The sequence below is a fragment of the Streptomyces sp. NBC_00568 genome, from assembly GCF_026341855.1.
Classification (GTDB): domain Bacteria; phylum Actinomycetota; class Actinomycetes; order Streptomycetales; family Streptomycetaceae; genus Streptomyces.
Genome location: NZ_JAPENW010000001.1, coordinates 6,469,136 through 6,489,127 on the forward strand (window position 1 = coordinate 6,469,136; position 19,992 = coordinate 6,489,127).

19 protein-coding genes are annotated in these 19,992 nt (G+C 71.2%); 10 read left to right on the forward strand and 9 right to left on the reverse strand.

The features are described from left to right. Nucleotides 1-74: 74 nt before the first annotated feature. Complete coding sequence (locus OOK38_RS28215) at nucleotides 75-1,337, reverse strand: SWF or SNF family helicase (RefSeq protein ID WP_266755913.1); 1,263 nt, start codon at nucleotides 1,335-1,337, stop codon at nucleotides 75-77. Then, nucleotides 1,334-4,318: a DEAD/DEAH box helicase gene (locus OOK38_RS28220; RefSeq protein ID WP_266848888.1), complete on the reverse strand. Its 2,985-nt coding sequence runs from the start codon at nucleotides 4,316-4,318 to the stop codon at nucleotides 1,334-1,336. The genes OOK38_RS28215 and OOK38_RS28220 overlap by 4 nt, the downstream gene beginning before the upstream one ends. A gap of 294 nt (nucleotides 4,319-4,612) precedes the next feature. Between OOK38_RS28220 and OOK38_RS28225 the strand changes: the two genes are divergently transcribed. Next, the gene (locus OOK38_RS28225; protein WP_261703155.1) at nucleotides 4,613-4,795 is read left to right on the forward strand and encodes a hypothetical protein; all 183 of its coding nucleotides are present in this window, start codon (nucleotides 4,613-4,615) and stop codon (nucleotides 4,793-4,795) included. A 118-nt stretch (nucleotides 4,796-4,913) separates the two neighbouring features. Here OOK38_RS28225 and OOK38_RS28230 read toward each other — a convergent pair whose 3' ends face one another. Continuing rightward, nucleotides 4,914-5,765, reverse strand: a complete 852-nt coding sequence (locus OOK38_RS28230; protein ID WP_266755911.1) for a hypothetical protein — start codon at nucleotides 5,763-5,765, stop codon at nucleotides 4,914-4,916. A gap of 135 nt (nucleotides 5,766-5,900) precedes the next feature. Continuing rightward, nucleotides 5,901-6,188, reverse strand: coding sequence for a hypothetical protein (locus tag OOK38_RS28235; protein ID WP_266765575.1), 288 nt, complete (start codon nucleotides 6,186-6,188; stop codon nucleotides 5,901-5,903). 126 nt (nucleotides 6,189-6,314) lie between these two features. On the opposite strand from OOK38_RS28235, the gene OOK38_RS28240 reads away from it, so the two are divergent. After that, the gene (locus OOK38_RS28240; RefSeq protein WP_266755910.1) at nucleotides 6,315-7,205 is read left to right on the forward strand and encodes an oxygenase MpaB family protein; all 891 of its coding nucleotides are present in this window, start codon (nucleotides 6,315-6,317) and stop codon (nucleotides 7,203-7,205) included. Here OOK38_RS28240 and OOK38_RS28245 read toward each other — a convergent pair. Beyond that, nucleotides 7,182-7,715, reverse strand: a complete 534-nt coding sequence (locus OOK38_RS28245) for a PadR family transcriptional regulator (protein WP_266755909.1) — start codon at nucleotides 7,713-7,715, stop codon at nucleotides 7,182-7,184. The two genes, OOK38_RS28240 and OOK38_RS28245, sit on opposite strands and share 24 nt — an antisense overlap. Before the next feature lie 108 nt (nucleotides 7,716-7,823). Between OOK38_RS28245 and OOK38_RS28250 the strand changes: the two genes are divergently transcribed. Beyond that, on the forward strand, nucleotides 7,824-8,582 hold the full coding sequence (locus OOK38_RS28250; RefSeq protein ID WP_266755908.1) for an alpha/beta fold hydrolase: 759 nt from the start codon (nucleotides 7,824-7,826) through the stop codon (nucleotides 8,580-8,582). Nucleotides 8,583-8,610: 28 nt separating this feature from the next. Here OOK38_RS28250 and OOK38_RS28255 read toward each other — a convergent pair whose 3' ends face one another. Then, nucleotides 8,611-9,210, reverse strand: coding sequence for a class I SAM-dependent methyltransferase (locus OOK38_RS28255; protein WP_266755907.1), 600 nt, complete (start codon nucleotides 9,208-9,210; stop codon nucleotides 8,611-8,613). Between the two features lie 152 nt (nucleotides 9,211-9,362). Between OOK38_RS28255 and OOK38_RS28260 the strand changes: the two genes are divergently transcribed. The 5 genes from OOK38_RS28260 to OOK38_RS28280 all read left to right on the forward strand — a co-directional run bounded on the left by OOK38_RS28260 (nucleotide 9,363) and on the right by OOK38_RS28280 (nucleotide 14,393). Next, nucleotides 9,363-10,136, forward strand: coding sequence for an MHYT domain-containing protein (locus tag OOK38_RS28260; protein ID WP_266755906.1), 774 nt, complete (start codon nucleotides 9,363-9,365; stop codon nucleotides 10,134-10,136). A gap of 62 nt (nucleotides 10,137-10,198) precedes the next feature. After that, complete coding sequence (locus OOK38_RS28265; RefSeq protein WP_266755905.1) at nucleotides 10,199-12,727, forward strand: nitrate- and nitrite sensing domain-containing protein; 2,529 nt, start codon at nucleotides 10,199-10,201, stop codon at nucleotides 12,725-12,727. Beyond that, a complete protein-coding gene (locus tag OOK38_RS28270; protein WP_266755904.1) occupies nucleotides 12,724-13,161 on the forward strand; it encodes a roadblock/LC7 domain-containing protein in 438 nt (145 codons plus the stop codon). The genes OOK38_RS28265 and OOK38_RS28270 overlap by 4 nt, the downstream gene beginning before the upstream one ends. Nucleotides 13,162-13,180: 19 nt before the next feature. Continuing rightward, on the forward strand, nucleotides 13,181-13,594 hold the full coding sequence (locus OOK38_RS28275) for a DUF742 domain-containing protein (RefSeq protein WP_266755903.1): 414 nt from the start codon (nucleotides 13,181-13,183) through the stop codon (nucleotides 13,592-13,594). Between the two features lie 193 nt (nucleotides 13,595-13,787). Then, the gene (locus OOK38_RS28280) at nucleotides 13,788-14,393 is read left to right on the forward strand and encodes an ATP/GTP-binding protein (protein WP_266755902.1); all 606 of its coding nucleotides are present in this window, start codon (nucleotides 13,788-13,790) and stop codon (nucleotides 14,391-14,393) included. A gap of 67 nt (nucleotides 14,394-14,460) precedes the next feature. On the opposite strand, the gene OOK38_RS28285 is transcribed toward OOK38_RS28280, so the two are convergent. Continuing rightward, the gene (locus tag OOK38_RS28285) at nucleotides 14,461-14,889 is read right to left on the reverse strand and encodes a PPOX class F420-dependent oxidoreductase (protein ID WP_266755901.1); all 429 of its coding nucleotides are present in this window, start codon (nucleotides 14,887-14,889) and stop codon (nucleotides 14,461-14,463) included. Nucleotides 14,890-14,983: 94 nt separating this feature from the next. Here OOK38_RS28285 and OOK38_RS28290 point away from each other — a divergent pair, with 94 nt between their 5' ends. Then, a complete protein-coding gene (locus OOK38_RS28290; protein ID WP_266755900.1) occupies nucleotides 14,984-15,397 on the forward strand; it encodes a roadblock/LC7 domain-containing protein in 414 nt (137 codons plus the stop codon). A gap of 127 nt (nucleotides 15,398-15,524) precedes the next feature. Continuing rightward, nucleotides 15,525-16,523: a DUF6397 family protein gene (locus OOK38_RS28295; RefSeq protein ID WP_266755899.1), complete on the forward strand. Its 999-nt coding sequence runs from the start codon at nucleotides 15,525-15,527 to the stop codon at nucleotides 16,521-16,523. On the opposite strand, the gene OOK38_RS28300 is transcribed toward OOK38_RS28295, so the two are convergent. Both OOK38_RS28300 and OOK38_RS28305 read right to left on the reverse strand, forming a co-directional pair. Further along, nucleotides 16,510-17,376, reverse strand: coding sequence for an acyl-CoA thioesterase II (locus tag OOK38_RS28300; protein ID WP_266755898.1), 867 nt, complete (start codon nucleotides 17,374-17,376; stop codon nucleotides 16,510-16,512). The genes OOK38_RS28295 and OOK38_RS28300 overlap by 14 nt on opposite strands. Nucleotides 17,377-17,395: 19 nt before the next feature. Further along, nucleotides 17,396-19,909, reverse strand: coding sequence for an RNA helicase (locus tag OOK38_RS28305; RefSeq protein ID WP_266755897.1), 2,514 nt, complete (start codon nucleotides 19,907-19,909; stop codon nucleotides 17,396-17,398). Between the last annotated feature and the right edge of the window lie 83 nt (nucleotides 19,910-19,992).

The following is a 19,992-nucleotide window of genomic DNA, read 5'->3' on the forward strand; positions in this document are numbered from 1 at the left end:
CACAAGTTCGTTGACAGCGGCCACAGTTGGCCCCGGCGTCGAACGGTGGGCGACTTGAAGGTGAACGCCGGGCGTCAACCACTCGTCGGGTCTTCCTCGGTCGTGGCGAGGGCGGTCGCCGGGTCCCTGACCGCCGGTCCCGCAGGGGTCCAGCGGCCCCGCTCCTTGCGGTAGGGCCACCACCTGCCGTCGTGTCCGAGCCGCAGCTGCGTGGAGGTACCGACCGCCGTCCAGCGGTTGCGGGCCGCGCGCAGCCTCGGGCGTTCGCCCTCGTCCCAGGCCGCCTGCAGGGCTGCACGCGCGCGTGTCAGTGCTTCCCCTTCGACGGGCCACTCGTCCTCGAGGACCGACAGCGCCGCGAGACCCCCGTACCGCCAGGCCTGTACGGCGAGGCGCAGGTCCTCGCGTTCGCGCCCCGAGCCCGCGGCGAGCCGCCGGGCGGTCTCCTCGTCGGGGTCGCCCGCGGCCAGCCGGACCGCGTCCTGGGCCAGGGTCGGTGCCGCCTCCACCGGATGCTCCTCGTGTCCGGGCGACAGCGCCTCGGCCAGCAGCCGGTGTGCCTCGCCCACGGCCGCGGCGGCGACGAACTCCAGAGCGGCGGGATCGATTCCGGGAGCGGGCGCCGCGTCCGTGTCCAAGGACGGCGGAATTCCGGGCTCGTCGGGCAGGAAGGGAAGGCCGGGCAGCGGGGGCAGGATGTCACCGGCCGCGTACGCCTCGGCGGCGTCCACCCCTTCCTGACGCTCGTCGCGCGGCTCGTGGACGGGCTGTCGGCCGCGCTCCTGGAGGTCGTCCAGGAGGGTGCGTTCACCGCGCCCGCGCATCAGGAGCAGTACGAACGGATCCTGGTCGAGCAGCCGGGCCACCTGGTAGCAGAGCGCGGCCGTGTGGCCGCAGTGGTCCCAGGCGCCGCAGTCGCACTCCGCGTCGAGATCGCCGAGCCCCGGCAGGAGTTCGACTCCGGCGGCCGCCGCGTCCTCGACCAGGTGCGGTGGCATGTCGCGGTCGAGGAGCGCCGCGATGTGCCCGGCGCGCTCCACGGCCATGTCCAGGAAGCGTTCCCACTGCTCCCCGGACAGCTCCTGAAGCAGGACGTCCGCGCGATGGGCGGTGCCGTCACGGTCCTTGACCACGGCGGTGACCCGCCCGGGCCGCACCGACACCGCGCCGACCGCCCCCGCTCGCGCGAGCCGGCGCCCCGTCTTCAGCTGCCCCGAGTCCAGCGCCGCGTCCTCCAGCGCCGTCAGCCAGGCCCGGCCCCACCACGTCTGCGCGAAACCCCGTCCGTGCGCGGGCGGCAGCGCGTCGAACGTGCGCTCCTTGTCGTGGTCCGTCATCGTGCGCCCCCTCGCAGTTCCACCAGGTCGGCCAGTTCCGCGTCGGTCAGCTCGGTGAGCGCCGCCTCGCCGGCGCCCAGGACGGCGTCGGCCAGCCGCTGCTTGCGGCGCAGCATGTCGGCGATACGGTCCTCGATCGTCCCCTCGGCGATGATCCGGTGGACCTGGACCGGCCGGTTCTGGCCGATGCGGTACGCGCGGTCCGTTGCCTGCGCCTCGACGGCCGGGTTCCACCAGCGGTCGTAGTGCACGACGTGCTCCGCGCGCGTGAGGTTCAGCCCCGTGCCGGCGGCCTTCAACGACAGGAGGAAGACCGGGATCTCGCCCTCCTGGAAGCGCTCCACCATCGCCTCGCGTTCAGGGATGGGCGTTCCTCCGTGGAGGAACTGCGTCGGCACGGCACGCGCGCTGAGATGGCGCTCGATGAGGCGTGCCATCTGCACGTACTGCGTGAAGACCAGAACACTCGCCCCCTCCGAGAGGATGGTGTCGAGCAGTTCGTCCAACAGCTCCAGCTTCCCGGACCTGCCGGGAATCCTCGGCCCCTCCTCCTTGAGGAACTGCGCGGGGTGGTTGCAGATCTGCTTCAGGCCGGTCAGCAGCTTCACGATCAGACCCCGCCGGGCCATGCTGTCCGCGCCCGAGATCTCCGCGAGGGTCTCGCGCACCACCGCCTCGTACAGCCCGGCCTGCTCCTTGGTGAGCGCCACGGCACGGTCGGTCTCGGTCTTCGGCGGCAGCTCGGGTGCGATGCCGGGGTCCGACTTGCGGCGGCGCAGCAGGAACGGGCTGACGAGCCGGGCGAGTCGCTCGGCGGCCGAGGGGTCCTTCCCGCCCTCGACAGCCTGCGCGTAGCGGGTGCGGAAGGTGCCGAGCCGGCCCAGCAGGCCCGGTGTCGTCCAGTCGAGGATCGCCCACAGTTCCGAGAGGTTGTTCTCCACCGGGGTGCCGGTGAGCGCCACGCGCGCGCGTGCCCCGATGGTGCGCAGCGCCCGCGCGGTCGCCGAGTACGGGTTCTTGACGTGCTGGGCCTCGTCCGCGACCACCAGGCCCCAGGACACCTCTCCGAGCCGTGGCGCGTCGAGTCGCATGGTGCCGTACGTCGTCAGCACGAACTCGCCGTCGCCGAGGTCCTCCAGGCTGCGCCGGGAACCGTGGAAACGGCGTACCGGGGTGCCGGGGGCGAACCTCTCGATCTCGCGCTGCCAGTTGCCCATCAGGGAGGCCGGGCAGACGACGAGCGTCGGGCCCGCGGCCGATTCGTCGGTCTGCCGGTGCAGATGCAGCGCGATCAGCGTGATCGTCTTGCCGAGGCCCATGTCGTCGGCCAGACAGCCGCCCAGGCCCAGGGAGGTCATCCGGGCCAGCCAGTTGAGGCCCCGCGACTGATAGTCGCGCAGGGTCGCGCGGAGCGCCGCGGGCTGCCCGACCGGCCGTTGTCCCTCGGGATCGGCCAGGGCCACCCGCAGTGCCGCCAGCCACCCCGTGGGCTCGACGGCGACCCGTCCGCCGTCGACCTCCACAGAGCCCGTCAGAGCGGCGCTCAGCGCCTCGACGGGGGTGACCCGGCGGTCCCGCTGGGCCTGTGCACGGCGTACCTCCTCAGGGTCGACGAGGACCCACTGGTCGCGCAGGCGCACGATGGGACGGTTCGCCTCGGCCAGCCGGTCCAGCTCCTGCCGCGTGAGCTGCTGGTCGCCCAGTGCGAACCACCAGTTGAACGAGAGCAGGGCGTCCGCCGACAGGAACGACGGGGCGTCCGAGGACGCTTTGGCTCCAAAGCCGTCCTCGCTGTCCGACGCGATCCCGCCCGGACCACCGGCGTCCTCGTGCGGGCCGACGACCGCCCGGGCCGTCAACTTCCGTGCGAGCTCCTTCGGCCAGTGCACCTCGACACCGGCGAGTGCCAGCAGCCGGGCGCCGGCTCCGAGGAGTTCACCGACCTCCTCATCGGCGAGTTCGACGGAATCGGGCACGGCGGCCGAGAGCAGCGGAGCCAGGGGCGGCCAGGCCCGGACGGCGCGCCGCAGCGCGAGCAGGGCGTCCATCCGCGCGCGCGGGCCGAGGGGCGAGGACCCGGCCCACACGGCCGAGGCGTCCGCGACGAGAGCGGGATCACTGACGCTGTGCAGTTGCAGTACCGCCCGGAACGGCATCCGCGTCTCCTCCGGCACGGCCGACGCCAGCCCCGGCACCTCCACGCGCAGAGAGATCCGTACGTCCGCGTCGTGAACCGCGGCCACCTCCCTGGCCCACGCGCGATGCTGCGGTACGCGCTGTGGCTCCGGCGCCGCGAAGGCCGGACCACCCGCCGCGATCGCCGCCGCCGGAGAACGCGGAAGGGCGTCGGCGACGGCGTCCAGGAAGGCACGCACCAGCCGTTCCGGATCGGGCAGCAGCGGTGGTTCGGTGCCCGCCACCGGCACAGCGTGCGCCTCCGGCGGCATCGCGGCGGCCAGTTCACGCACGCGCTCCAGGTCCTCCGCGCGCAGCGGGCCGGCGCCCCAGACGTCGTGGTCCTCGGCCGTGAGCCCGGGCAGCAGCAGCCCGCGGGCGGCGAACTGGAGGGCGAGGACGGCGGCCGCGCCCCAGAACGAGGTCGCCCGATGGGCGTGTGCGGCGGCACGCGCGCGCGTGAGGACCGGCAGGGCGTCCCTCACCGGCAGCAGCAGGGCGGACACGGACACGGCTTCGACGCCTCCGCCCTCCTCGGGCAGGACCACTGTGAGGTCCTCGGCGGAGCCGGACGCAACGACGGAAGGCCCGTCGTCCGTCGGGTGCCAGAACGCGATGCTGCCCGTACGCGACGGACCGGCGGGCACGAAAACGGCGCGGCAGCGTGCCAGCTCGGAGATCTCGGCGGGTGTGGCCGCGGGAATCCTCTGCTCAGCGATGATGCATTCCTCAAATTTGACTACTGGGGGCCGGGTCGCCGAGGTTACAGCACGCCCGGGGGTGTACGAGAACCCGTATCCGGCCATGATCCGTAGCTTTTGCGTGTACTTCCCGGTCGCGTGCGTGACGGTCGGGCGCCACGCACCCGGCCGTGTCCAACCCCTGGCGCGCGGGCGCTGCCTGGAGTTGGCTGATTCCTGCGCCGGGACCGGACTGTGCGACTCCTGCAAGGTCCACGTTCCGCGGGCACGAGTCGGGGCTTCTCAGGGTCGCGTAGGGGGCACGCGTCAGGGACGTATCAGGGTCGCGGTCCGGAACCGTGGGACACGGGGACCCGTTCTCAGGACAGAGAGCGGCAGCAGCCGCGGAGGAGGCGACATATGTCGAAGAACGCGAAGATCGCCGCAGGGGGTGTGGCGGTCGGCCTGATCCTGTTGATCTGGCTGCCCTGGTGGGCCGCCTTCTTGATCGTGCTGGGAGTCCCGGCGGCCGCGTACCTGGCGCTTGACCCCTCGCAGCGGCGCAGGCTGCGCCGTGCCACCCGTAAGGAGCTCGGTCGCTGAGGAGCGACCACCGCCGCGCCGGCCGCCCCTCGGTTCACCGTGGCCGGTGAGGGTCGGAGAGGCTGACGCGGCGGACCGGCAAGGGCCGCGCCACGGGGACTCCGCGTGGCGCGGTCACTCAGCTGGGGCGGACCGCCATCTTGTCCAGGGCCTCCAGGAGGCCGGGCAGCTCCGGTCCGCGGCCGACGGGCAGGACCTCGCCGGGTTCCTCGTCGAGCAGGACGAACGCGATGTCGTCGGTCCTGGCGACGAGAGACCAGCCGGGGCCGTCGGCCCGCAGGGTACGAGCGTCGCCCGTGGCGAAGGACGAGCGGACACGGCCCAGCGGGGGCGGTGTGTCCACGTACGAGCGCGCCTCGGCGAGAACACGGCGAACACCGGTGCGGTCCGCGCCGTCACCGCTCTCGTCCCCGTCCTCGGCGTCGTCCGGGGCCTTGGCCCCCTCGGCGCCGTCCGAGGGCGCGAACTCACTGTCGTCGATCTGCTCGCGCCACGTCGCCCACTGGAGCGCGATCTCGTCAGCGCCGAGGCGTCGCTGAGCCGGCCCCCAGGTGCTGGTGTCCGGCGGACTGAGCGGGGGCCGATCCGTGAGCTCGGACGACGGATCGTGCGGAGCCGGTACCCCGGGGGCCGATACGGCCACGTCGAGGGGCCAGCCGGGCAGTGCGGCGACGACCGTCCGCTCGTCCGGCGACAGCTCGTGCTCCATCCCGCAGTCCCAGGAGGCGATGGCGACGGCGACCAGCGAGACGTCGTCGATGACGACGGTCCACCGCGCGCCCTCTCCGTCCTGGCCGAGCACCAGTCCGTACCCCTCTGCGAGCGGGGCGAGGTCGAGCGTCGCGCAGGCCTCCGGGTAGTCGTCACCCAGCACACTGGGGAACTTCGCCGGTGTCAGCAACACCGCCGTCAGCACGTACAGTGCGTCGTCGTCCACGGTGGCGACGGCGTCTTCGTCCGTCCCGGCCATTCCAGCCTCCCGATCGCTCCATCTGTCGGCGCACCTTAAGCGACCGGAAGGCGCTTGTCACGGGCCCGAAACACATGCGGAGCTGCAGCTATCCGGCTGGACGGGGGCGAAACGCCCTCGCGGACCCCGCCCCGGTCAGGCCGCGGGCAGTCCGAGCAGTGTTCGGGCGACCGCCTGCGGCGACTCGTCGCGTTCCCGGGCGAGAGCGATCACGGCCCGGCAGGCCAGCTCGTTCACACCGAAGGACAGCGCCTCGGGCGACACCCAGGCGGCCGCCTCGTCGATCTGCTCCTGATTGTCCTCCGCGCACGCGGACACGTACACCGCGGCCGCCTCGAAGAGGTTGTAGGTGCGCTTCCTCGCCTGCCGTGCCCCTGGCGGCGGGTTCCCTTCGGTCGGTTCGGCCGTCTTCTTGCGCCCCATCGTGCGGAGCCTGCCGAATATGCCGGACATCGGGTCACCTTCCCCCTGCGTGATCGATCGCTGACCGTTCATCTGCTGCTACTCAACGTAGAGTTGGAGTCGCGGAGACAGAAGGGGGACGGCCCGGTGAAGCGTTACGAGCGGCTCGAACAGATCCGGCGGATGGATCCGGAGAAGGAGGCCTCGGACATCTACCGGCTCACCTCCGCGTACGAGTTCCCCTGGGACTTCACCCGCGCCCTGGAACTGGCGCTCTACCGCACCTACGCCGTGCCGAGCATCGGCCGGCTGCTCGCCGAGACGGCGGAGCTCACGGACCGCGGTCAGAAGCGCTACGACGACACCGCGCTGCTCCTCGACGCGATCGTCGAGCACGGTTTCGGCGGCGAGGAGGGCCGGACCGCGATCCGCCGCATCAACCAGATGCACCGCAGCTACGACATCAGCAACGACGACATGCGCTATGTGCTCTGCACGTTCGTGGTGATGCCCAAACGGTGGATCGAGGCCTACGGCTGGCGCAGGCTGTCGCGCCACGAGATCGTCGCGTCCGCCGGGCACTACCGCACCCTGGGCCGACGTATGGGGATCAAGGACATCCCCGGGACGTACGAGGAGTTCGAGGCCTGCCTCGACGCCTACGAAGAGGCCCATTTCGGCTGGGACGAGGGCGCCCGGCGGGTCTCGGACGCGACGCTGGACCTGATGGCCTCCTGGTACCCGCGTCCGCTCGCGCCCCTGCTGCGCACCACCACCCTCGCCCTGCTCGACGAGCCGCTGCTCCGCGCCTTCCGCTACGAGCCCCCGGGCGATGCCACGCGCGCGCTGGTCCGGCGTGCCGTACGCGCGCGCGGCCGGCTGGTCCGGCTGCTGCCGCCGCGTCGCTCCCCGCACTTCGCCCGGCAGAACTGGGAGATCAAGGGGTACCGGGACGGCTACCGCGTCGCCGAGCTGGGCACCTGCCCCGTGCCCGGTGTGCGGGGCTGCCCCGCCTCACCTGCCGGCCGCGTCGAGTGAGTCGAGGGTGGTCCGCAGCCAGGTCAGTTCGGCCTGGCTCGTGGCCCGCGCGATGGTGAGGATGCCTCGCCGGAAGGGGTCGTCCAACTCCTCGGCGCGCAAAGGCCGGTCGCCGTCGTAGAAGAAGCTCGCGGGCTCGTCCAGAAAGGCCAGCCTGCGACGCAGTACGGCAGCCTGCGCCTCGGGGTTCTCCAGGTGTCTCAGGAAGGCGAGCACCGTGAACCAGCGGTTCTCGTCCGTGATGTCGCGTCGCGCCGGTTCCGCGAGCCTGCGGCGCAGTTCGCGCCCGCCCTCCTCGGTGAGCGTGAGGACGTGACGCGGGGCGGCCACCGAGCCGGGCTGTGTGGCCCGTTCCAGCAGATGCGCGTTCTCCAGCCGCTTGATCGCGGGGTACAGCGTGCTCTCCGCCACCGGCTTCACGTGTCCCGTCAGGGCGGTGATGCGTTTGCGCAGCTCGTAACCGTGCAGCGGGGCGTCGTACAGAAATCCGAGGATGGCCAGTTCCAGCATGACCACATTCTGCCGCACCAGCGTTGTACATCGCTTTCGCTATACCTCGCCACCGATGTATTCTCCTGGTGCTGGGAGAAACGAAGCAACGGCGAACAGGGGAGTGCTGTGCGACAGGCGGAGTTCGATGGCAGGGGAAGCCGGATCCGTTGGACCGAGGCGGCGGGCGACGGGCCGGCGCGCGTGTACGTGCACGGCCTCGGCTCGGCCTCCACGGTCTACAACGCCCACATCGCGGCCCGGCCCGAACTGGCGGGCCGGCGCACCCTGTTCGTCGACCTGCCCGGGCACGGCATCAGCGACCGCCCCGCGGACTTCGGCTACACCCTGGAGGACCACGCCGCGGCGCTGGCCGTCGCCCTGGACGACGCCGGTGTGACCGGGGCGGAACTCGTCGCGCACAGCATGGGCGGTGCCGTCGCCATCGTGCTCGCCGACCGGCGGCCCGACCTCGTCTCACGGCTCGTCCTCGTGGAGGCCAACCTCGACCCGTACCCTCCGGCGACCGCGGGCAGCAGCGGCATCGCCTCCTACGAGGAGGACGACTACGTCGGGAACGGCGGGCACGCGCGCGTGCTCGAGAAGGTCGGCCCCTCCTGGGCCGCGACAATGCGCCTCGCCGATCCACGCGCTCTGCACCGCACGGCGAAGGGGCTCATGCAGGGCACCAGCCCCACGATGCGTCAGCTGCTCGTCGGGCTGACGGCGGAGCGCGTCTATCTCCAGGGCGAGCTGAGCGGTGAACTGCCGGGCGCCGAAGGCCTGGAGGCGGCGGGGGTACGTGTCGTCAACGTGCCGGGCGCCGGACACAACATCATGTTCGACAACCCCGACGCCTTCGCGGCGGCCGTCGCCGACCCGGCCTGACGGCTGACGGGCAGGGTTCCACCGGCGATCATCCCCGGCGTACGGCGAGGGCGAGGAAGCGGGCGTCCTCGTCCACGTACGAGGTCATGTCCCAGCCCGAACCAGCCAGCAGGGGGCGCAGGTTGGCCTCGGCACGCATGTCGTCCGGGGTGATCTGCCGTCCCTGGCGGGCCGCGAGCGCCGCCCGGCCGATCGGGTGGAAGAGGGCCAGCGTGCCGCCGGGCCGCACCACCCGGGCCAACTCCCTCAGATTCTCACCCGGGTTCGGCAGATGGGCGACGAGTCCGGCCGCGAACACCGCGTCCAGCGACTCCGTACACAGGGGCAGTCCGGTGACATCGGCCAGCAGCAGCCGCCCGTCGCGGTCCCGTCCGGCCTGGACGGCGGCCTCCAGCATGGCCGGGGTCAGATCCGCTCCGACGACCACCCCGCTGCCGCCCACGGCCGCTCGCAGCGGAGGCAGGGCGCGCCCGGTGCCGCAGCCCGCGTCGAGCACGCGGTCACCGGCGCGCAGCCCCATGCGCGCCACCGCGGCCGCGTAAGCGGGCCCGTCGTCGGGAAACCGGGTGTCCCAGCCGGCGGCGCGCGCGGCGAAGAACTCCTGGACGTGTGTGTGGTCGTGGCTCATGTGCCGCATGATCTCTCACCGACACGAAGGATGACGCGGTGCACACGTTCGAGCTTGACGCGATCGCTCTGGTGCACCTCTTCGTCACTTTGCAACAGCTTTCGAAATGCGCCCCAGTTGTGCGCCCCCATGCGCACTAGCGTCCCTGGGTCATGGGACACCTGGACCACGCCGCCTTCGGCTGGCTGACCCCCGTACTGTCGTACGCGATGGCCTGCATCGGTGCCGCACTGGGACTGCGGTGTACGGTCCGCGCGCTCGACGCAGCCGGACGGTCACGCCGCAACTGGCTCCTCGCCGCGGCCTCCGCGATCGGCACGGGCATCTGGACGATGCACTTCGTGGCGATGCTGGGCTTCGGCGTCACCGGCACCGAGATCCGCTACAACGTGCCGCTGACCCTCTTCAGCCTGTTGATCGCCATGGCCGTCGTCGGCGCGGGCCTCTTCGCCGTCGGATACGGCCGAGACAGGAGGCGCGCACTCGTCCTCGGCGGGCTCACCACCGGACTCGGCGTCGCGAGCATGCACTACCTGGGCATGGCGGCGCTGCGCATGCACGGCCAGGTGCGCTACGACCCGGCACTCGTCGGGCTCTCCGTCGTGATCGGCGTCATCGCGGCGACCGCCGCCCTGTGGGCCGCGCTCTCCATCAGGTCGCCCGTCGCCGTGGCCGTCGCCTCTCTCGTCATGGGCGGTGCGGTGAGCAGCATGCACTACACCGGAATGATGGCGGTGAGCGTGCGCGTCAGCCCCTCCGGCGGCGCCCTGCCCGGGGCCACGGCGATGCAGTTCATCTTCCCCCTCGCCGTCGGCCTCGGGTCCTACCTCTTCCTCACAGCGGCGTTCGTCGCGCTGTCCCCGATGTCCGACCGGCGCGAAGCACCCGCGCCGGCCCAGCGGCCGGTCGAGAGCGTCGCCCGCTGACGGCGGGCCCGGAGCCACCCGGCCCGGACGGCACGCCCCGAATCTCTCCGATCGAGGAGGCCATGCGTACACCCCGTAGGACCACCACAGCCGGCGGCCAGCCACCGCCCACGTTGCGCGGCCGCCGCGCGCACGCGGGACCGCCTGCCGACGAGGGCACCGACATCGGCGAGCCGGCCGCCGGGCCTTCGCCGGAAACACCCGCCCGCGGAGGGCGGTGGCACATCCGGCCCCGCACCGTCCGGGCCAAGATCGTCAGCCTGCTGATGGTGCCGATCGTCTCCCTGCTCGCCCTGTGGGCCTTCGCCACGGTGAGCACGGCGCAGGACATCGCCCGGCTGCGCCAGCTGCAACGCGTGGACTCGACGGTCCGGGCTCCCGTCGACACCGCCGTCGCCGCGCTCCAGGCGGAACGGGCGGCGGCCGTCCGCTACGCGACCGACCCCGCCGCGGTGCAGCCGAGTGAGTTCAAGGACCTCTCGCGGCTCACCGACCGCGCCGTGGCGAAGCTGCGCCTGGGGGACCACAACACCGTCGCCGACGGCGCCGACCTGCCCGCCGGAGTCGCCGGGCGGCTTGGCACCTTCGTCACCGAGGCGGAGCGACTGCGGCCGCTGCGCACCGCCGTACTGGACCGCCGTACCGGATGGGGCGAGGCGTACGGCCAGTACACCAGGACCATCGCGACGGCATTCAGTGTCGACGGAGCGCTCACCGGCATCCCCGGCACGGGCCTGCGCTCCGACGACCGCGTTCTGCTCGAACTCTCCCGGGCGGGAGAGGCCCTCGCCCAGGAGGACGCCGTGCTCGGCGGAGCCCGGCTCGCCGGGACCCTCGACGGTGAGCGGCTACGGCTGTTCACGGGGGCCGCCGACACCCGCCGCACACTGACGGACGGCGCCGCGACAGATCTGAGCGGGCCCGAACGAACCGCCTGGAACGACCTCGTGGAGGGGAGCGCGTACGGGGACGTGCGCGCCGTCGAGGACAAGGTGCTCGTCTCGCGCCCCGGCGCCAAGGCCCTCGACGCCGCGCCGGAGACCGTCTGGAACCTCGCCCACGCGCGCGTGCAGGACGCCATGCGCACGATCGATGCCGAAGCGGGCCGCGGTGTCGCGGACCGTGCCGACCCGTTCGGGAAGGCACTGCTCACCCCCGCCGGTGCCGCGGTCCTCTGCGGCCTCGCCGCCGTCGTCGCCTCGCTGATCATCTCCGTGCGCATCGGACGCGATCTCGTCGTCGAGCTCGTCGGCCTGCGCGACAGCGCCCTGGAGATCGCCCGTCGAAAGCTCCCCGCGGCCATGCGCAGACTGCGCGCGGGCGAGGCGGTCGACGTGGACGCCGAGACCCCGCTGGGACGGCCCTCGGAGGACGAGACCGGACAGGTCGCCGAGGCGCTGAACACCGTGCACCGAGCCGCCCTGCGTGCCGCCGTCGAGCGCGCGGAACTGGCCGGTGGCATCTCCGGGGTCTTCGTCAATCTCGCCCGGCGCAGCCAGGTTCTCGTGCACCGACAGCTCAATCTGCTGGACACCATGGAGCGCAGGTCCGAAGACCCGGACGAGCTGAGCGACCTCTTCCGGCTCGACCACCTCACCACACGGATGCGACGTCACGCCGAGAGCCTGATCATCCTCTCCGGAGCCGCGCCCGGCCGGGCCTGGCGAAGGCCCGTCCCCCTGACGAACGTGGTCCGGGCGGCCGTCTCCGAAGTCGAGGACTACGCGCGCGTGGAGGTACGGCAGCTCCCCGAGGCGGCCGTGGTCGGAGGTGCGGTCGCCGACCTCACCCATCTGCTGGCGGAAGTCGTCGAGAACGCCGCCCAGTTCTCGCCCCCGCACACCAAGGTGCGGATCACCGGCGAACCCGTCGGAAACGGCTATGTGATCGAGGTCGAGGACCGGGGCCTCGGCATGGGCAAGGAGAGGCTCGACGAGGCCAACCGGCGTATCGAGCAGTCCGAGGCGCTGGACCTGTTCGACAGCGACCGGCTCGGCCTCTTCGTGGTCAGCCGGCTCTCGGCCCGGCACGGCATCAAGGTGCACCTGCGGACCTCGCCCTACGGGGGCACCACGGCGGTCGTTCTGCTGCCCACGGCGCTGCTGCACGACGGTCCGGCGGAACGTTCCCTCCGTCAGGCCGACGCGGACAGGCCGGTGGAGAGGGAGTACGCGCGCGTGTCGGCCGTCCCGCAGCAGGAGGCCGTCCGGCCCGTCACCGAGCGGCCCGCACTGGTCCCCCCGAGGCCGAGAGCCACCGAAGCCCCGGCGAACGGTTCACAGGAGACCCCGCCTCCGGGAGTCGCGGCGCTCAGGCTGCACCGTCCCCCGGAGGATCCCGAAAGCTCCGACCAACTTCCCCGGCGCGTCCGCCAGGCGAACCTGGCCCCCCAACTGCGCGGACAGCGTGCCGAGGAGCAGGTGGAACCCCCGGTGCCCGGAGTGGACGACGAGCGCACACCCGAACTCGTAAGGGCGCGTATGGCCGCGTACCGAGCCGGCTGGGTACGCGGCGGGGGCCGGTCACCCGGCGTCGGCGCCACCCCCGACCCGGAAGCGGGCAGCGACAGCAGCGAAGGAGACCCCGCATGATCCAGGACCCGAGTACGAGAGCCGCCCACCGGTCCGGCGAACTCGACTGGCTGCTGGACGACATGGTGCTGCGCGTGGCGGAAGTACGACACGCCGTGGTGCTGTCGAACGACGGACTGGCGGTGGGCGCGTCCACCGGTCTGCGGCGTGAGGACGCCGAACACCTCGCGGCCGTGGCCTCCGGATTCCACAGCCTTGCCAAGGGAGCGGGCCGCCACTTCGGCGCGGGCGGGGTGCGCCAGACGATGGTGGAGATGGACGAGGGCTTCCTGTTCGTCGCCGCGGCGGGGGACGGTTCCTGCCTCGCCGTCCTGACCGCCGTCACCGCCGACATCGGCCTCGTGGCGTACGAGATGGCGCTCCTGGTCAAGCGCGTCGGCGAGCATCTCCACGCCCCACCGCGCGTCGCCGCACAGCCGCCGGCCGCGGGATGACCGAGGACGGCCTGTGCAGATGACCGAGGACACTCCGGGAGCCCCGCCCCAGCCGGGCAGCCAGTGGTACGACCAGGAGGCGGGACCACTCGTCCGCCCCTACGCGATGACGGGCGGCCGTACCAAAGCCGGTCCGACCGGGGTCCATTTCGATCTGATAGCCCTGGTCACGCTCGACGCGGGCGCACCCGGAGCCGACGACGACACCTCGCTCGGTCCGGAGCACCGCACTCTGATCGAACTGTGCCGCACCGAGACCCAGTCGGTCGCCGAACTGGCCGCCGACGCCGATCTTCCCCTGGGGGTGGTCAGGGTGCTCCTGGGCGATCTCCTGGAACGGAGCTGCGTCACCGTGAGCCGCCCGGTGCCGCCCGCGCAACTGCCCGACGAGCGAATCCTCCGCGAGGTGATCGCGGGACTGAGGGCGCTCTAGGCGACCCACTTCGGTCGGCACTGTGGCTCATCGCGTTCACACCTGGGCACCGAAGAGGCGCGTTCCGATCGCAAGGGGCAATGTGCGGTCCAACCCCGTCCGGCGGCGCCGCGGTTGTCATGATGCTGACTTCGCTCACCCCTACAGACGCACCGATGCCGACGGTTGTCGGCACTCCCGAGAGAAGTGATCGATGGTCTCCGAGTACTCCGACGCCTCGGGTGGCGACTCGACCGCCCTGGCGCTGAAGATATTGGTCGCCGGTGGATTCGGCGTGGGAAAGACCACCCTGGTGGGGGCGGTCAGCGAGATCCGACCGCTGCGCACCGAGGAACTGCTCAGCGAGGCCGGTCAGTCGGTGGACGACACCGACGGAGTGGACCAGAAGGTCACCACGACCGTGGCCATGGACTTCGGACGCATCACCATCAGGTCAGGTCTCTCGCTCTATCTCTTCGGAACACCCGGGCAGGACCGGTTCTGGTTCCTGTGGGACGAACTGTCGACGGGCGCCCTGGGCGCTGTCGTCCTCGCGGACACCCGACGGCTCGAAGACTGCTTCCCCGCGGTGGACTACTTCGAGCACCGTCACATCCCGTTCGTGGTGGCCGTCAACTGCTTCGCGGACGCTCGCGCGTACGGTGCCCAGGACGTGTCCCGCGCCCTCGACCTCGACCGGGGTACGCCGGTCGTCCTCTGCGACGCCCGTGACCGCGACTCCGGCAAGGAGGTGCTGATCCGGCTCGTCGAATACGCCGGGCGGGTACACACCGCCCGGCTGCTCGACTCCGTCAGCTGACACGGCGGGCGACCGACGGACGCCATTGATCCGCCCCTGGCCACTCCCGCCTACGCGGCCGCTGTGTTCAGTCGGCCACGGCCGCGTAGGCCAGGACCTTCTCGATCCTCACGCGCACGAGCAGTTCACCCGGAACCCCGTTGCGCCTGCCGAACTCCTCCGCGCGCTCCTCGCCCATGTAGCGGCCGCCGATCCGGCCGGCCCAGCGCCGCAACTCGTCGACATCCTCCGACAGCACCGCCCGGCCTTCCAGCACCACGAAGTCGAAGGGCGGCCGGTCGTCGTCCACACACAGGGCGACGCGGCCGTCCCGGACCAGGTTCCGGCCCTTGACACTGTCCTTCGCGGTGTTGAACACCACGTCGTCGCCGTCCAGCAGGAACCAGATCGGTGTCACGTGCGGACTTCCGTCCGCCCGGACGGTGGACAGCTTCCCCGTGCGAGTCCCCTGCGAGACGAATGCTCGCCACTGTTCGTCGGTCATCTTCTCTGCCATGCCGCCCATCCTCCTTGCCCGGACGGCGGCTGTGGGGAAGGCTTGCTGGTCGAATCCTCCGGCCAGGGGGGACGACGCAGGGGGAGACCGGATCATGGAGCAGAACACGGGACTCGGCTGGTTGCTGGACGACCTCACCGAGCGGGTCGAGCATGTTCGGCACGCGCTGGTGCTGTCCAACGACGGGCTGGTGACGGGCGCGAGCACCGGACTCCGGCGCGAGGACGCCGAGCACCTCGCCGCCGTCTCGTCGGGGCTGCACAGCCTGGCGAAGGGCTCCGGCCGTCATTTCGGCGCCGGACAAGTGCGGCAGACGATGATCGAGTTCGACGAGGCGGTGCTGTTCGTCACCGCGGCCGGAGCGGGCAGCTGTCTATGCGTCCTCAGCGGCGCCGAGGCGGACATCGGCCAGGTCGCCTACGAGATGACATTGCTGGTGAACCGCGTCGGCGAACACCTTCGCGTGGACGCGCGGCAGCCGGAGGGCAAACCCATTGTAGACCTCTGACCTGTGGATATGTCGTCGTGGTCGGAGTTGTCCACAGGCTCGACACGATGTCCGGCAAGCCGGATACGGTTTTTCCCGGAGCGAGCGCGCACCGGCGCGAGCGTCCGACAGCCCCGGGGAGACAGCCATGTCCGGAAGCACCGTCACGCAGTCCGCCACCTCGTCGCTCAGCCGCGCGGCACGAGAACTGGAGCTCAGGCGCGGCGAGTTCGATCTCGCCCTGCACCTCGGCTGTGTGCGCTCGGTTCCCGACGAGGGAGGTGGGGGACGCCGGGTCGCGCGCGCCGAGATCGACCGGGTGCGCGCCGAGGACGGCTTCCCGGAGGCGCTGCGCGAACGGGTCAAAACCGTCGGCACCACGGAGGGCGCCGCTCTCATGGGCATCACGACCACCCGGTTCACCCGCCTCGCGCGCCTGGGACTGGTGGTGCCGGTCAACTTTTATGTGAACCGCTACCGAATGGTGGTCTGGCTCTACCTCGCCGAGGAACTGCGGCAGTTCGCCGTGGACCAGCAGAACGCGCCGCTGATGACCGGCCGGACGCCCGAAGGACTCCGCGATCAGCTGGAAGAAGGCCTGGACCTCCGTCCGCGCAACTGGCGCGGCCGCCACCTGGGGTTCCTGCTGAGGCAGACCGGGGATCCCTGGGCCCGGGCCGCCGTGGTGGCGTCCCTGCTCGATCCCGTCGAAGTGGCCGAGATCGTCCAGGATCCCCGCGAGCGCGCCCACCTCGACAGCCTGCGGCCCGAGCGGGTTTCGCAGGCGGCCCCGGAATCGCCGGCGGCGCGGATCGCCGAGCGCATCGCGACGGCGGACGATCCCGACGAGATCAACTGGCTCAGGGCCGACCTGGCCCAGAGCCTTTCCGAAGCCAGGCAGGACCGCCCCGCGCCCCGCCCGACACCGACCGCCTCACCCGTCGTGGACCCTGCGCCTGCGGACCCGCCATCCATGGTTCCAAGGTCAGCGGCCCCGCCGTCACCGATCAGCGCTCCGCACGCCTCGCGACCACGGCTCCCCGCCGCGGACGGCCGGCGCACGACGCCGGAGTCCCCGCGAACACGCGGGCTGCTCGGATGGTTCCGTCGCGGGAAGCCGGACGCGTGTCCGCCTACAGCGCTCTGAACAGCCCCTCCTGCACGACCGAGACGAGAAGACGTCCCTTCAGGTCGTAGATGCGTCCGCGGGCCAGTCCGCGGCCGCCCGTCGCGATGGGGGACTCCTGGTCGTACAGGAACCACTCGTCCGCGCGGAACGGCCGGTGGAACCACATGGCGTGGTCCAGCGACGCCATGTCGAAACCGCGCTGACCCCACAGCGGTTCCACCGGGATGCGGACGGCGTCCAGGAGGGTCATGTCGCTCGCGTAGGTGAGGGCACAGGTATGCACGAGCGGGTCGTCGCCCAGCGGTCCGACGGCACGCATCCACACCGCGCTGCGCGGCTCGGCGCCCTTGGTCTCCTCGGGCGTCCAGCGCAGCCGGTCCACATAGCGGATGTCGAACGGCTGACGCCGCGCCATGCGCTCCAACGCTTCGGGAAGAGCGCCCAGATGCTCCTTGATCTCCTCCGTCACCGTCGGCAGTGACTCGGGATCCGGCACCTCGCGGGCCGGCGGCAGCTGGTGCTCGAAGCTCCCTTCCTCGGGCTTGTGAAAGGAGGCGGTCAGATTGAAGATCGTGCGGCCCTGCTGCACCGCGGTGACCCGGCGTGTGGTGAACGACCGCCCGTCCCGCACCCGTTCGACCTGGTACACGATCGGGACGCCCGGCCGGCCCGGGCGCAGGAAGTACGCGTGCAGCGAGTGCACCGGCCGGTCGCCCTCGGTGGTACGGCCGGCGGCGACCAGCGCCTGGCCCGCCACCTGGCCGCCGAAGACCCGCTGCAGGGACTCCTGCGGGCTGCGGCCCCGGAAGATGTTGACCTCGATCTGCTCCAGGTCGAGCAGGTCGACGAGCTTCTCGGCGGGGTTCGTCATCGGTGGGATTCTCCTGTGCTCACAGCTGTCCGACGTCGGTGACCTTGACGATGGCACGGCCCTCGGCGTCGGAGGCCACGAGGTCGACCTCCGCGCTGATGCCCCAGTCGTGATCGCTGTTCGGGTCGGCGAAGGTCTGACGGACACGCCACAGGCCGTTCTGCGGCTCCTCCACGATCGACAGCAGCTTGGGGCCACGGGCGTCGGGACCCGTACCGAGGTCCTCGTACTCGTCCCAGTACTTGTCCATCGCCTCGCCCCACGCGTCGGCGTCCCAGCCGGCCTCGGCGTCCATCTCGCCGAGTTCGGCGACGTTGTCCAGAGCGGCGAGTTCGACCCTGCGGAACATCGCGTTGCGGACGAGGACGCGGAAGGCGCGGGCGTTCGAGGTGACCGGCTTGACCTGGTCGGCCTTCTCCTGGGCCTCCTCGGCCGTCACCACCTCGGGATTGGCGAGCTGCTCCCACTCGTCGAGGAGGCTGGAGTCGACCTGCCGCACCATCTCGCCCAGCCAGGCGATCAGGTCCTCCAGGTCCTCGGACTTGAGGTCGTCCGGGACGGTGTGCTCGAGGGCCTTGTAAGCACTGGCCAGGTAGCGCAGGACGATGCCCTCGGTACGGGCGAGCTCGTAGTAGGAGACGAACTCGGTGAAGGTCATCGCCCGTTCGTACATGTCACGGATGACGGACTTCGGCGACAGCGGGTGGTCGCCGACCCACGGATGGCTCTTGCGGTAGGTGTCGTACGCGTGGAAGAGCAGCTCATCCAGCGGCTTGGGGTACGACACGTCCTGGAGCCGCTCCATCCGCTCCTCGTACTCGACGCCGTCGGACTTCATCGCGGCCACGGCCTCGCCACGGGCCTTGTTCTGCTGGGCCGCGAGGATCTGCCGCGGATCGTCCAGCGTGGACTCCACGACGGACACCATGTCCAGGGCGTACGAGGGGGATTCGAGGTCCAGCAGGTCGAAGGCGGCGAGCGCGAACGTCGACAGGGGCTGGTTGAGCGCGAAGTCCTGCTGGAGATCGACGGTGAGCCGCACGATACGGCCGGTCGGGTCGGGCTCGTCGAGCTTCTCGACGATGCCGCCGTCGAGGAGCGAGCGGTAGATCGCGATGGCCCGCCGGATGTGCCGCAGCTGCTGCTTGCGCGGCTCGTGGTTGTCCTCCAGCAGATGCCGCATCGCCTCGAAGGCGTTGCCGGGCCGGGCGATCACCGAGAGCAGCATGGTGTGCGTCACGCGGAAGCGCGAGGTCAGCGGCTCGGGATCGGAGGAGATGAGCTTCTCGAAGGTGTTCTCCGTCCAGCCGACGAAGCCCTCGGGAGCCTTCTTGCGCACCACCTTGCGGCGCTTCTTCGGGTCGTCGCCCGCCTTGGCGAGCGACTTCTCGTTCTCGATGACGTGCTCCGGCGCCTGAGCCACGACGAAGCCCGCCGTGTCGAAGCCCGCGCGCCCGGCCCGGCCGGCGATCTGGTGGAACTCACGGGCGCGCAGCGTCCGCACCCGCGTGCCGTCGTACTTCGTGAGCGCGGTGAACAGCACGGTCCGGATGGGCACGTTGACGCCGACCCCGAGGGTGTCGGTGCCGCAGATGACCTTCAGGAGCCCGGCCTGGGCCAGCTTCTCCACCAGCCGCCGGTACTTGGGCAGCATGCCGGCGTGGTGCACACCGATCCCGTGGCGTACGTAACGGGAGAGGTTCTGGCCGAACTTGGTGGTGAAGCGGAAGTTGCCGATCAGCTCGGCGATCCGGTCCTTCTCCTCGCGCGTGCACATGTTGATGCTCATCAGCGCCTGCGCCCGCTCCACGGCCTGCGCCTGGGTGAAGTGCACGATGTAGACCGGGGCCTGCTTGGTGGCGAGCAGTTCGGTGATCGTCTCGGTCAGCGGAGTCAGGACGTACTCGTAGGACAGCGGGACGGGCCGGGTCGCCGAGCGGACCACCGCCGTGGGGCGGCCGGTACGCCGCGTGAGGTCCTTCTCGAACATCGAGACATCGCCGAGCGTCGCCGACATCAGGATGAACTGCGCCTGGGGAAGTTCCAGGATCGGGATCTGCCAGGCCCAGCCTCGGTCGCCCTCGGCGTAGAAGTGGAACTCGTCCATGACGACCTGGCCCACATCGGCGTGCTTGCCGTCCCGCAGCGCGATGGACGCCAGGACCTCGGCGGTGCAGCAGATGACCGGGGCGTCGGAGTTCACGGAGGCGTCGCCGGTGAGCATGCCGACGTTCTCGGTGCCGAAGATCTTGCACAGCTCGAAGAACTTCTCCGAGACGAGTGCCTTGATCGGCGCCGTGTAGAAGGTGACCTCGTCGCGGGCGAGCGCCGCGAAGTGCGCAGCCGCGGCGATCATGCTCTTGCCCGAGCCGGTGGGCGTCGAGACGATCACGTTCGCACCCGAGACCACCTCGATCAGCGCCTCCTCCTGGTGGGGGTAGAGGGTGAGACCGCGTTCCCCGGCCCACGACTCGAAGGCTTCGTAGAGGGCGTCGGGGTCTGCGGTCTGCGGCAGCTGATCGATAAGGGTCACGCCCCCATCTTGCCTGTCGTCGTACGCGATGGGGGAATCGGATGTTCGTCGAAAGATCACGAACGCTACGCTGTGGCGCCGGC